Annotated in this window: 10 protein-coding genes; 2 read left to right on the top strand and 8 right to left on the bottom strand. The window is 57.9% G+C overall.

Annotated elements, in window-relative coordinates:
• Positions 1 to 98: 98 nt before the first annotated feature.
• The 5 genes from DW171_RS06795 to DW171_RS06775 form a co-directional block, all read right to left on the bottom strand.
• Positions 99 to 2585 (bottom strand): glycosyltransferase, encoded by a 2487-nt coding sequence (locus DW171_RS06795; protein WP_118270787.1) that lies wholly within the window; start codon positions 2583 to 2585, stop codon positions 99 to 101.
• Positions 2586 to 3653: a glycosyltransferase family 2 protein gene (locus DW171_RS06790; RefSeq protein WP_118270786.1), complete on the bottom strand. Its 1068-nt coding sequence runs from the start codon at positions 3651 to 3653 to the stop codon at positions 2586 to 2588. It lies immediately after the preceding gene.
• Positions 3654 to 3665: 12 nt separating this feature from the next.
• Positions 3666 to 4784: a glycosyltransferase family 2 protein gene (locus DW171_RS06785; RefSeq protein WP_158571029.1), complete on the bottom strand. Its 1119-nt coding sequence runs from the start codon at positions 4782 to 4784 to the stop codon at positions 3666 to 3668.
• Positions 4785 to 4858: 74 nt separating this feature from the next.
• Positions 4859 to 5899 carry a glycosyltransferase gene (locus DW171_RS06780; RefSeq protein ID WP_117640954.1) on the bottom strand — a complete coding sequence of 347 codons (1041 nt, stop codon included), beginning with the start codon at positions 5897 to 5899 and terminating at the stop codon, positions 4859 to 4861.
• A 6-nt stretch (positions 5900 to 5905) separates the two neighbouring features.
• Positions 5906 to 7009 (bottom strand): glycosyltransferase, encoded by a 1104-nt coding sequence (locus DW171_RS06775; RefSeq protein WP_118270784.1) that lies wholly within the window; start codon positions 7007 to 7009, stop codon positions 5906 to 5908.
• Positions 7010 to 7265: 256 nt separating this feature from the next.
• On the opposite strand from DW171_RS06775, the gene DW171_RS06770 reads away from it, so the two are divergent.
• Positions 7266 to 8285, top strand: a complete 1020-nt coding sequence (locus tag DW171_RS06770; protein WP_117786538.1) for a glycosyltransferase — start codon at positions 7266 to 7268, stop codon at positions 8283 to 8285.
• Positions 8286 to 8305: 20 nt separating this feature from the next.
• Here the strand turns inward: DW171_RS06770 and DW171_RS06765 are convergent, their stop codons facing one another.
• The 3 genes from DW171_RS06765 to DW171_RS06755 form a co-directional block, all read right to left on the bottom strand.
• Entirely contained in the window at positions 8306 to 10093 is a 1788-nt protein-coding gene (locus DW171_RS06765) for an AAA family ATPase (protein ID WP_255413389.1), read from the bottom strand.
• A 214-nt stretch (positions 10094 to 10307) separates the two neighbouring features.
• Complete coding sequence (locus tag DW171_RS10165) at positions 10308 to 12122, bottom strand: hypothetical protein (protein WP_158571028.1); 1815 nt, start codon at positions 12120 to 12122, stop codon at positions 10308 to 10310.
• 139 nt (positions 12123 to 12261) lie between these two features.
• On the bottom strand, positions 12262 to 12693 hold the full coding sequence (locus DW171_RS06755; RefSeq protein WP_118270782.1) for an Rrf2 family transcriptional regulator: 432 nt from the start codon (positions 12691 to 12693) through the stop codon (positions 12262 to 12264).
• A gap of 224 nt (positions 12694 to 12917) precedes the next feature.
• Between DW171_RS06755 and sufC the strand changes: the two genes are divergently transcribed.
• On the top strand, positions 12918 to 13718 hold the full coding sequence (gene sufC / locus DW171_RS06750; protein ID WP_117638112.1) for a Fe-S cluster assembly ATPase SufC: 801 nt from the start codon (positions 12918 to 12920) through the stop codon (positions 13716 to 13718).
• Positions 13719 to 13728 lie beyond the last annotated feature (10 nt).

Below are 13728 nucleotides of genomic sequence, written 5' to 3'. Positions count from 1 at the left end.
GTATCGAGCTTTCGTAATATGACTTAGTTAGTAGTCCACCATTGCTTTCTTCCAAGCTCATAGCGAAAGAAAGTTCAGGACTTCCTAAACCCATTGCCTTAGACCGAGAAATACTCACTCTCGGCAGATAGGTTTGGCCCCAACCACGGATCGCCATCGAGGAAGAACTCCGGCCAGCGCTGCATGAACAGTGCCTGCTCTCGCTTCCAGCGGCGCAGCTTTTCCTCGTTGGCCTCTTCCCTGCCGCGCGAAGTGAACTCGTAGTGGTACAGCTCGGCATAAGGCGTAAAGATGGTGCGGTAGCCCGCCTCCCATGCGCGCAGGCAAAAATCTGCATCGTTAAAGCCAACGGCGAGCTCCTCGTCGTAACCTTCAACCTGCTCAAACACCTCGCGTCGGACCATCTGGCAGGCGCCCGTTACGGCGCTAAAGTTGCCCGGACGCACAGCGCGGGCAAGATAGCCCTCACGCTTTGCCGAGAAGTCCTGGTTAGCATGGGCAAGCGCACCACGCACGCCAACCAAAATGCCGGCATGCTGCACCAGATGATCGGCAAAATAGAGTTTGGCACCCACCACGCCCGCATCGGGACGCTGCAGATAACCCATCATCTCTTCGATAAAGTCCGGGCTTATGACCTCGGTATCGTTGTTGAGCAGCAGTAGATAGTCGCCCTTAGCATGCTCAACGCCAAAGTTGATGATCTGGGAGTAATTGAACTCACCCGGCCAGTACACAACGCGCGCAGTGCCCTTACCGCCAGACGTAGCGGTCACGCGCTCCGGCAGGATTTCGTAATACGCAAACGTCTCCGGGGCTTCGCTGTTGTTCTCCACCAAGACGATCTCATAGTTGGCATACGTGGCCTTCTGGGCAATCGACATCACACAGGCATCGAGCGTCTCAACGTGGTCCTTGGTGGGAATCACAATGCTCACCAGCGGCGCAGGCTCCGGCAGCGCATAGCGCATGCGATAGACAAACGGCGTCTCGGTCTCCTCGACCGTTCCGCAAATGCCCAGCTCGTTAAAGTGACGCTGCAGCGCAAGGCGCCCGGCTTCAATGGCATACGGCTTGCTATCGGCAGAGCCATCGGCGGTCGACCCCGGATGAACGCGCCAGTGATACAGCACGTGCGCAACATGCTCAAACCGCGCGCCCGCCGCAAGGCAGCGAAGCGTCAGGTCGTAGTCCTGGGCGCCCGCAACGTCTTCTGGGGACATGCCAATACGATCGATAAGCGCCTTCTCCACCATCAGGAAATGCGTCACGCAGTTATGGCTATAGAGCAGGTCAACGTTGAGCTGCGTCTTAAAGACCGGCTGGCCCCACTCCCCCGTTTTCTGGAACATGTCCTCGTCGCAGAACAGGACCTGGGGACGCTCGCCCTCGGCAGCCTTGTTCAGCGCGGAAACATACTGGAATAACGCGTCCGGTTCCAGAATGTCGTCATGGTCCAAGAACGCGATGTAGTCTCCAGTCGCCTGCTGAATACCAGCGTTGGTGTTGAGCACAATGCCGCCGTTGCCAGGCAGCTCAATACGACAAACCCGCTCGTCATTGGCGGCAGCCGCAAGATTGGCCACCGCATCCCATTCGGGCGAGGCGTCCATAAGCAGCAATTCCCAGTTGTCATAGCTCTGGGCTAGCACCGAGTCCAGCAGCTCGCGCAGGTAGACCCGATCGGTTTTGTAGCACGGCACCACAATGCTCACGAGCGGCCTATAGGCAAAGGTCACCGAAGCGACACGCTGGCACGCCAAATCGCCCGACTTTGCGCGATGCTGCTCAAACCAACGTCGATAAGCTGCGTCGTCTGCACGCGCGTCCTTCATGCGGTTCCAACTGTCGTCGACCATGCCGTTGTACAGGCGACCATCCATAGCGCAAAAACCACTCTGAATCTGCTCCGTGAGATCGCTCGCAATCGCGACAAAATCTCGTATATCCCAAGGCATCTCAACGCTCAGATACGTTTTATTGACACGGCATCCGTTCTGTTGCGGCACATCGGTCTGCGACTCAAACACATGCACGGTGACATCGATGGCGTTCATATGCGTATCGAAGATCTGGAACTCAGGTGCGCACTGGGGGTCTCCCGCCCAGGTAACCTCATAGCGCCACACCGCGCCGGCGTCTGCCGGCAAATAGCGAATGGCATCGATCTCGTAGCGACCGCTGCATTCGCCGCGCTGCGCATCGCGAATCAGTGCGCACAACGCAGACTTTGCTTTGTAGTTAATCTTGGATTCCAGCTTGGCCACGCGGCTATCGAGGCGAATGGAGCCCAACCTTTGGCCACCGGATGCAAAAACGACATCCATCGACGAGCTGTCCAAAAAGGGAAGCACCAAGACGGCGAGCTCGCGCTCGTAATCGGAAACGGAAGGGCAAAGCGCCAGCACACGGCCATGATCGACCGGGAGCACCAGCGACGGCACACAAGAACCGCTCGTCGTCGCATGGGCAAACGCTTGAGAACCCTCCCGTTCAATAAGCGCGGCGACATCCTGACCGGCAAAACGAAGCAGCACAAACAGACGGCCCTGACTGCGGCAAAGTGCCAAACGCTTGATACTCATCTACACTTCTCGCTTTCCCAGGGCGTTCGCTGCCATACGTTTGCAGGCACCCAGGCGTCCAAACCTCAAGACGTCGTAATCGAACATGAGCTTTTTGCACTCACGGGCATTGGGGGCCTTGCTGGTAAGCGCCGCACGCACCATAGCGGCAACAGAAGGAGCGCATTGTGCGAGCGCAGCATCGCTGCCCACGGCAGAACCGGCAAGCGCCGCGGCAACAGCGGCAAACACCTTGCTGCAGTCCGAACCCAGCAACCTGAGCGCATCGTACAGCACCAGATCGCATAGGAAGTACGCCAGGTCATCGGCATACTGGACATCGAGACCGTCGCGTTGCCAGTCAGCCAGCACCGCGGAGTAAATCTTCACGTGCTCCAGCAGTCGCGTCTCGTCGTCATAACGCATGGTGTCCATAAGCGAGCCCTTGCGCGCCACGCGGTAGTCATACAGCTTGTTCGAGATAAGCGCGGTCTTACGCGAACGACCGTACACGGCAAAATCGAAGACCTGGTCCTCGCCATACTTAACGGTTTCGTCAAACACGATCCCGTTGCCCAGCAAAAACTCACGCTTGCAGGCGGTGCGCCATGCAAAGGGGCGAGACGCTTCCTTAAACAGCAGGTCAGAGCTATAGCCTTCAAACGACACATCGCGCGGGCTCAGCACATATTTAAGCCACGGATACCCCGCCTCGAGCGGATACGGATTCGCGCCAAAGGTCAAAACGTCGCAGTCCTCGCGCTCAAAGGCATCGACGATCACGCGGCATGCATCGAGCGTAAACCGGTCGTCGGAATCCAAAAACGCAACGATAGGCGCCGTGGACGCAGCAATGCCCGCATTACGCGCGCTCGACAGGCCGCCGTTCTCCTTATCGACCAGCGTAAAGCGCGCGTCCTTTTCGCAATAGGCAGCCGCAATATCGCGCGAACCATCCGGCGAGCCATCGTTAACCAGTACGCCTTCCCAATCGGGCATGTCCTGCGCAAGCAGGGAGTCCAGGCACCAGGCCAGGCACTCCTCCACTTTATAGATGGGAACGACAACAGAAATCTTGGAAGTAGCCATAGTCAAGTGCTCCTACTGTGCGGCCGGAACGTCATCGGGGTGCGGATTGTCGCCGTAGACGTGCTGATACGTCAGCACGCGCCAGACCAGCGGCAGGCCGCCGATCTTAAAGTAGTGCTTAAACGTATTGAGCTTGCCCGGTTTCTTAAAGTCAAAGCGCGAATCGATATAGACACGGGGCGATTTGACCATCAGGCGCAAGTCGGTCTCGCCACGCGGATCGAACAGCGACAGGTCAAAGCGACCGGCATCCCAATCGGCCTTGAGCTCGGGCGAGGCTTTCTTCCAAAACTGCTCACGCAGCTCATCGACCAGGCGTTCATCATTCCAACGGTACGCATCGACCTTCATGCGCATTAAAATGCCCTGGAGCTGAGCCTTGAGCTCGGGACGCTCGTCCAAAAAACGTTGCATCTCGGCATATTCGTCGCACACGCAAAACACCTTGTTGGGCGAATTAACGGAGCTCTTCTCGTTATCCTGGCGATAGCACAAAATGGGGTCCGCAATAAACGCGGCACGCTCGGCGCAAGCCCAAACCTTAAAGTTAAAGCCTGCGTCCTGATACGAGGCACCCGGCGTGGGAAGGAACCGAATCTGATTGTCGTTGAGGAACTCGCGTCGATAGATAGCCGACCAAATGGAAGGTTTGCGGTAGAAGATCCCCGGACGATCGACGGGGCGATACGCCGCGCCTGTCATGTGCTCGTCAATAATCCCAAACAGTTCACGGCGCTCGCTGGGCGTGGACCAATACAGGTAAAAGTCGCCCTTTACCACATCGGCATGTTCAGCATCGGCCTTGGCGACCAGCTTTTGGAGCGAGTCCTCAAACATAAAGTCATCGGACTCAAGGATGCCCACGTACTCACCGCGCGCCATCTCCAAGCCGCGGTTCATCGAGTCGCCGTAGCCGCTGTTGGCCTTGTCGATCATCTTGACGCGCTCATCGCGCTCCATGTACTCGCGAATGATATCCGGCGAGCTATCGGTAGAGCCATCGTTGATGCAAATGATCTCAATGTCCTTGAGCGTCTGCGCCACGGCGGAATCGAGGCACTCGCGCAGATAGCGCTCGACATTGCAGATGGGAACAAGCAGCGAAACTTTAGGGGTATCAGAGTTCTGCAAGAGAACCTCCTGTTGAATAGCGTGTAACAGGGTTTTTTTAGCAGCCGAGTTGCGGCGGGCGGCAGCGCTTGGAATTAGATAAAGCGCTCCAGGCAGGCTTTGAGACCGCGAGTCGAAAGATAGAACAGCGTGGCGTCTGCCATCGAAACGCCCGAGGTCGCCGCAACGAGCTTGTGGGCAACACGGCAAACGGCGCCCTTAGCAGGCATATCCGCCCACTCCGTTCCCAAAAACGTCGTGAGGTCCATGTTGACGCGAGCCGCCACGCGATGGAAGTCATCGGCATCCAAGCGCGCCAGGTCGAACACAATGAGGTCTAAAAACCAAGTTATCAGCTCGCCGGGACACAGGTCCAAAAGACCGTAGGCCGCCCAGTCCTCCAAGACCTCCTCGAGCATCCTCATGTGGGTGTCAAGCTTTTTGGCGCGAGCCTCGGCACTGTTGAACTCGTGCGTCGCCGATTCGCTCTCCATCACGTAGTGGTAGAACTTGTCCGGCATGACGACGGTCTTGCGGGCAAGCGCATAAGCCGCAAATTGGAAGACGACGTCCTCGCCCAAAGCCAAACCGGGGGCGAAGCGAATGCCTTCGCGATTGAGCAGCTCGCGCGAAAAAGCCGCACGACAGGCATAGGGCTGCGCATTCGAATGGAACAGCAGTTGGGGATCAAGGGCGCCGAAGGTACCGGCTTTGGGGCTCATGAGTTGCTGGACGCGTTTGGGGGCAGCATCGGCAGGTTCACAGACGCCGCCAAAAACGGCGGCCTCGGCATCTGCAGACTCCATGGCATGCAGCACGCGCTCGACCGTCTGGGCATCGATGCAATCGTCGGCGTCCACAAAAAAGACGGTCTCGCCCTCGGCGGCATCGATACCGGCATTTCGAGCACACGAGACGCCCGCGTTTTCCTGGTCAATCACCAGCACGCGATCGTCGGCCTGCGCGATCTGGCGCAACACGTTCAACGAATCATCAGTCGAACCGTCGTTGACGCAGACAACCTGAATCGAGCGCTCGGACTGGGCCAACAACGAATCGAGGCATCGCTGAATGGAGCGCACGGAGTTGTAAACGGGGACGACAATGGTAGCTTTAGGACACGAGGCCTCTCCCATGCCGACCTACCCCCTCAGCGATTCGATGAGGAAGGCGGCGACCACGCCAGGGCCTCCAACCGAGGCGTAATACTTAGCGCGCCCCAAGGCACCATCCGTCGCAAAACTCGGATGCTCGTCAACCCAGCCCTCAGGATCTTTGAGGATGGCAGCGAGATTCGCGCGCTTCCACGGCTTGAGGTCGTCAAGCGAAAACTCCCCCGCGTCCAAGGCCGCCTGAAATTCCTTAGCCATCTGAACCAGGAACTCCTTATAGAACTTAGGCGCCAGGCGCACGTAGTTCCACATGTACGAATCGTACTTAATGAGCTGATTGAACTTGAGCATACGCTCGACGTCATCGCTTGTGTGATTGCGAGCATAATCCTCTCGAATCCAACGCTCAATCTCGGCATACTCGGTATTGACGCAAAAGACCTTAGCCGAAGAATTGACCGAGGAATTCTCGTTGTCCTGGCGATACGACAACACGGCATCATGCAGATAAACAGCTTTATCGGCACACGCGATCACCTTAAAGGCAAATGACGTGTCCTGAAAGGATGCCCCCGGAGTCGGCAGGAACTTGATACCGTTGTGCTCAAGAAAATCGCGACGGTACACGGCCGACCAAATCGACGGCTTTTGCTTAAAGAACTGCGTCGTATCGCTCGGGTTCACCGGCTTGCCGCAATCCTGAGGTCTAAACATCTCGTGCAGCGAACGGCGCTCCTCGGGCTTAGACCAGTAGAAATCAAAGTTCGCCTTTGCAAAGTCGGCATTATTGGTATCGGCGGCCGAGACAAGCTTTTCGAGTGCGTCGGGCGCCATAAAGTCATCGGACTCCAAGATGCCAACGTACTTGCCACGCGCCATCTCCAGGCCGTGGTTCATCGAGTCGCCGTAGCCGCTGTTGGCCTTGTCGATCATCTTGACGCGCCCATCGCGCTCCATATACTCGCGGATAATCACCGGCGAGTTGTCGGTCGACCCGTCGTTAATGCAGATGATCTCAATATCCTTGAGCGTCTGCGCCAGGGCGGAATCGAGGCACTCGCGCAGGTAGCGCTGAACATTGTAAATGGGAATAAGCAGCGACAGAACAGGGCTGCCAGAGGCGTTAGTAGACAAATGTGCTCCTTAGGAAATACCTGTCGTTTCATAGTATCAAAGGGTCAGCTCGCCAGCAGGCGTTTATATAATCTATGGAGCCTCTTGCGGGCAAAGTAGCCGCACGTCATGCGGCGGGCCCATGGCAGGTTCCTGCGTTTTATTCAAAGCTTGCCGTCAAGGTGCGCCGAGCCTTTACAATAGGACAGTCCCAAGGACGTATTCGATAGCTTCCGCGCAGCGCTCGCCCGCCGCGCGTGAAAGGATATATTGCCCCATGCCTTCAACCCTTCCCGCCCCCATCGATAAGCTCGCCATCGTTGTCGTTACGTACAAGCGCCAGGAACTCCTGGCCAACTTGTTCGACTCCATGACCGAGCTCACGGCAACGCCCTGGCGCATCGTGATTGTCGATAACGAGAATTCGCGCGAGACCGAGGCCATGTGCACCGCATTTAACGAGCGCCTGGCCAACCTGTGGGGCATCGACACCGAGCAGCCCGACGCGCAGGGCGGCACCGACCGTGTCATCTACGCCCCGCAGCTCGAAAACGGCGGCGGTGCGGGCGGCTTCTCCGCCGGCACTAAATGCGCCTACGATCTGGGGGCCCAGTGGTTCTGGGTGATGGACGACGACGTGCTCGTCATCCCCGAAGGCATCGAGCGTCTTGCCAAGTGGACCGACCGCTACGATGTCATCCAGGGTTCGCGCCTGGACTTTGACGGCGGTGCCTTCTTTTGGCAGTACCAGCTCATCCTTTCGCTCGGCATCCCTAACCCCATCGCCAAGTGGGATCTGGGTCCCGAGGGCTACCGCACCATGAACCAACTGTGCTTTGAGGGCGGCATGTTCTCGCGCCGTGTGGTCGACAAGATTGGCCTGCCCGACGCGCGCTTCTTTATCTACGGCGACGATGCCTGCTACGGCTACGTAGCCAGCCAGCACTTCCCTGCCGCCGTGGTCGCCGACGTGGTGCTCAAGCGCGCCCGCGCCGTCTCTAACTGGGATATCGCCGGCAAACGACAGCTCAACTCCACGAGCGACACCAACCGCTACTACATCATGCGCAACCGAGGCTTCCTCGCTCGCTATATGCAGATCTACGGTGACTACCACCCCATGCTGTTCCGCCTGGGCAATGCCGCGACCTTCTGCAAGGAATTCATTCGTCTGGCAGCAGTCGACAAATGCTTTAAGACCGGCATTCCGGCGCTGCGCCGTGGCATGAAGGACGCCCGCAAGATCGTAAAGGATCCCAACTGGAAGCCCATGCCGCCCCTGAAGGACGCGGAGTAGTAAAGGGCTTTCGCCCGCCGCTACAGTCGTTGGCACACCACGGACACACGCTGACCGTCAAAACCAAAGCCCCAACGCATGCGCCCGACGGCGGGGCGCGGCACGCGGATATCATCGATGCCGTCGCGCTCGATTTCGAGCAGCGCCTGAACCGCCAACAGTTCCAGGCCCAGGGCATCGACGCCAGGGTCGTACATCATGTTGATCGTAATGAGCGGTCGCTCATCGAGCATGCCGAACGTGTCAGCCACGTCAAACACCCGACCGGTGGGAATCACCTGGATATCCCAGCGATCCGAGACGCCACTTCGCTTGGAGCTGGGATTGCAATAGCCAGGCAGTCCAAAGCAGAGCCCCTGAAGCACCAGATGATAGGCTGTCGGCATATCTGATTGGCCCACATCGATGCCCAGATCGCCGATAGCACAGCTCAAAGCTTGCTTTACAGCGTCCTCGTCTCCTCGACACAGCCCGTCATGGAACGAGTCGATAACTCCAACGTCCTCAACGGCGCACTCAAACCATTCCAGAATTACAAGACGGAGCGCCTGACGCACTTCGTTGTTAGGCAGACGCAGGGAACGAAGGCACGCGCCGTTTTCCGAATGCCCCGTCATGTCCGTCGTAAGAAATCCAGACAGATACAGCGCTGTCCAGATATCTTCGGGCTTGGCGGCATCGGCCTCCTCGGCATGCACATGCACTGGCACCTCAATAAACCCATGCGCCTCAAGTAAATCGAACAATGCGGACAGGCGCATGAGATTCCAGTCGCCGACGCATGCGCTCAGACGGTCGGCGTAACCATACAGATCTGCCCGAACGGGCGCGACGCAACCGCGATGTGCGTAGTCCACCACGCGCTCCGGGCTCGAGCAATAAAAACCACCAAGCAGATAGCCCTCGAGCCACTCACGCGCGTCATCCAGACAGCCGTTGCGACCGATGCAATCCAACAGCACTTGGACTTCGTCGTCCGAAAAACCGAACCATCGATCACACCAACTCGACAACGCTGTCGCCGACCGATAGGAAACCCCACGTTGGGACAACGCAAACTCGGCATGACCGGGGCGTTCGCACATCAGACACGTCAATCGCAACGAGTCGCCGGCATCGGCAATGGTGTCGAACAACATTCGGCTGAGCGACTCTAGGGAATCCACGCTACCGTCGTCCTTAGCGTCCAAACGCTTTGGACATACCGCGTCGTAGTCGTCTATCAGAAGAACAACCTGCTCATCGAAAGCTGCCTGGAGCAGTTTAATAAGCACGCCAAGCGCCGCATCGATCTCCTTATCGCTGGCCACCCCACGCGCCGCCCTCTCGATAAGACGAACCTCACGTCTTGACAGATCAGGCGCGGCAAGCAGCGGCAGTAATCGGGCGCACTCGCGCACGACAGCCCCGCGAATTGCTGCCGCAGCACCAGCGCCATGCCTCGAAGCGGCAGCTGTAAAGTCGAGCATGATGACCGGATAACTCGCGTACTCATCACGATAGCGACCGCCGCCCGCCTGCCAAATCTGGGTACCAGCGAACAGGCTTCGATCCGGCAGCCGGCGATCAGGTCGTTCCAAATAGCACTTGAGCATCGATAAATTCATGCTCTTGCCAAAACCCTTGGGCCGACAGCAAAGCGCAACAGGTGCTTCACTGTCCAATATATCGGCAATAAACATAGTCTTATCGACGAGTAAACACCGATTGATTGCATCGGAAAAGTCGTGTGCATCAACCGGTAGAGCTGCGCTATCCGCATGATTGAGCAACCGTGCACCAAACGCATGAGCAAAACCACAATTCACCTGTTCAGACACCGTAAACTCTCCTTCTAACGCAGCACGATGCCCATTGTAGCGAGCGGGTAGAGCGCAACAATATCGACATGCAAACGTTTCGGGCAGCGGTAGCAACAGCCCCCCGAGGGGGCATAACAAATCGTTGCACAACAAAAAAAGGGGGGCCGATGCCGCCGCACCGGACCCCGTCCCAAACTCTTATAGAAAACGATCTGGAAGATTACTCCTCCAAGCCGTCCTCCCCAGAAGCCTTCTTCTGCTGATCGAGCTTATGCTTACCACTTACGATAGACGTAGCGCCCAGTGTGGCCAAGCTTGCACTGGCAAGGCTCGCCATCACAATCAGATCGCCCGTCTTGGGCATGTTGCCGCCCGAGGACTTGGTAGTTGTAGTCGTCGTGGTCGTGGTGGTCACCGTTTTGGAGTCATTTTGCTCTTGGACCTGGTTGTCAGCACCGCTCTTGTCGTCGTCTTCGGACTGTTTCTTTTCGCCCTCGGCCTTGCTCTTGTCCTTCTCCTCAGATTCAGACTTCTTATCCTCGTCCTTCTTCTGTTCGGACTTGTCGCTCTTCTCCTCAGAGCTAGAACCCTTATCGGATTCGGTCTTCTCGGAAGCCTTGTCCTTGGAGTCGCCCTTTGCGGCTTCGATCTTTTCCGTGGAAACCTGATCAGAGTTGCCCTTGTTCTGGGTCGAGCCGTTATTGACGCCAGCCATCAGCGAAGAGCCCAGCGTAGAACCAAGCTGCTCGGAGAAAGAAGGCTTCTTGTCCGGCGAAGCAACGGGAACGTCCGGCGCCTTATTCGAGTCATCCTTGGAAGCATCGGAACCAGGGGTTGCGTCAGAGCCGGAGCCGTTGTTAGAGCCGGTGCCAACGGACGAATCGATCGAGCCGGTGGATGGGTTAGAGGTGCCAGCGCCGGTCGAACCAGAAGCGTCGCTGTCCGTATTGCCGGCAGAGCTTGAAGACGAATCGCCCGCAGCAGAGCCGTTTGAATCGGAGCCGTTCGAGGTGGAGCCGTTGTTGGTAGTGCCATCAGCAGAGCCATCACCGTCAGCACCGGTCGAGGGCGCATCCATCCTGTCATCGTTGGCATCGTCGCTCGAGTCGTCATTCGAATCAGGCGTCGGCGAGGGCGCCGGCGTAGGTTCGGGCTGCACGGGCGTCGCAGCGGCAGCGGCCTCGTCCTCGGCGATATAAACCAAACAGTCCTTCAGCTCGTTGCGGTAGCGGTTCTTCCAGCCCTCATGATACTGGGGCTGGCTCGAATACTTGGTCGCCACGTTATTGACCACACTGTTGGAAAGCGCCGTCACAAACTCGCGATCAGTCATACTGTTAGAAAGGTTTGCCCAACGGAAGAAGTCCCTGCAACCACCGGTGCCGCACATGTTGGTGATGCTCCACACCATGCCCTTAACGCAATCGGCACGGCCCGAAATATCAATGCCCAGGCCGCTCTTGAGCCACGCCTCGGTCACCGCATAGTACGAGTTGTACGCATACGCATCCTGCAGAGCCGAGAACTCAACAGGGTCGGTGTTATAAGCACCTTGGAAAGCCTCCTGCGCAATACGGCCCAACTCGGTGAGCTGGCCGTTCTCGTACATGGCATTGCTCGTGTTGGAAATCTCGCTGCCGCGATCAATCGCATCCTTGAGCATGCTGTATTTTTCGGGGTTGTAGTTGTAGGCCTGCTTCATAAACGGAATGAGCGACCATCGACGGTCGAACTGGTAATAACCCAGCGCGTTATAGCCGTCGCCATACGAAAAGCCCTGGTTATAGTTGCCATGGCTCTCGTACTTGGTAAAGTACTTCATCTCGGGGGTCACGTTAACAAACGAAACGCCCTGGACCGACCTCAGCACGCCCGAGAAGGACTGCTGGGTATAGAGACCCTTATCGATATCGGTCGCATCCGAGGCAACGCCCGGCGTGGGCTCCTCGGCAGCGGCGGGTGCCGGCACGGAAACGGCGCCAAACGAAAGCGCCAGCGTCAGGCCCGCGACAATAGCAGAATGCTTGCGCTGCATAAGATCCTCCCTGCATTGGTGTAGTTAAAGTGCAGTTTGCAAAGATAGAATTAAGTATTGCAGCTCACCCGTTGTTGCACAACAACCCCTCGGTAAACGGCAACAACCCTCCGCGAAATCTTAAGGAATTGCGCTAAACCTACAGCTTGATGTTGAAGTTGACTTCGGGGACGGCGGCCAGGTCGGCCAACGTCACGCCGTCGACGTACTTTTCGATCACGTCGTCCAGACCACGCCAGAATTTGACGGTCGAGCAGAGATCGCTGCGGGCGCAGCTGTTGTCGATACCATCGCACGCCACCGGAGCCGTGCTGCCCTCGACGGCGCGCAGGATGTCGCCAGCACGCACCTCGGCCGGGTCCTTGGCCATCATGTAGCCGCCACCCTTGCCGCGCACGCTCTTAAGCAGGCCTGCCTTCATAAGCGGACGCACAAGCTGTTCCAGATACTTTTGCGAGATACGCTCGCGGTCGGCGACCTCGCGCAGGGCGATCTTGCCCTCGGCGTCACCAAGCGCTGCGATATAGATCATCAGTCGGAGGGCATAGCGGCCCTTAGAAGAAATGAGCATACCTACCCTCCCATCGCATCTGGGACAACATAACCAGGTTTGTTTGTCCCAAATCTTAAGTGAGTGGGACAAACACAACAGGTTATTTTGTCCCAGAATTTGAAAAGTCGAGTGGATTAGTCGGGTTTTCCCTTGACTAACGCCGAACCCATAGTAACTTTATTCCGAGAAGATTCCTAGGGTTTCGCACACCCATGAGTACACCATATACAGAGAGGGACAGCATGAGCGCAAATCCGCTGCTTTCCATCGAAGGTCTGACCGCCTCCGTGGACGAGAAGACCATCCTCCACAACGTCAACCTCAACGTCGCCGCCGGCGAGACCCACGTGCTGATGGGACCCAACGGCGCCGGCAAGTCCACCCTTGGCCACCTGGTCATGGGCGACCCCGTCTACACGGTCAACGACGGCCGCATCGTCTTTGACGGCCAGGACATCACCGAGCTCACCACCGACAAGCGCTCGCGCGCCGGCCTGTTCCTGAGCTTCCAGGCCCCGGTCGAGATCCCGGGCGTGCCGCTGTCGAGCTTTTTGCGCGCCAGCATCGCCGGCCGCCCCGGCCTGGAGATGAAGGGCAAGGAATTCCGTCGTCGCGTCAAGGAGCTCGCGGCCGAGCTCAACATGGATACCGCCTACCTCAACCGCGAGCTAGGCGTGGGCTTCTCGGGCGGCGAGAAGAAGAAGGTCGAGATGCTCCAGCTCCTGTTGCTGCAGCCCAAGCTCGCCATCCTCGACGAGACCGACTCGGGCCTGGACGTCGACGCGCTTTCCACCGTCAGCCACGGCATGGACGCCTACCGCAAGAGCTGCGACGGTTCCATGCTCATCATCACGCATAATACGCGCATCCTGGAGCACCTGGATGTAGACCGTGTCCACGTTATGGTCAAGGGCCACATCGTGCGCGAGGACGACGCCTCGCTCATCCCCTGGATCGACAAGAACGGCTTTGAGACCTTCGAGCGCGAGGCCGCCGAGCAGCGCGCCCAGGCCGAGGCCGCCGCTGCCGGGCAGCAGGCGTAAAGGGGCGACG

The sequence above is a fragment of the Collinsella sp. AM15-2 genome, assembly GCF_003471985.1.
In the GTDB taxonomy this organism is placed as follows: Bacteria; Actinomycetota; Coriobacteriia; order Coriobacteriales; family Coriobacteriaceae; genus Collinsella.
Note: the sequence above shows the minus strand (reverse complement) of the source record. Positions and strands in the feature narration are given on the sequence as shown.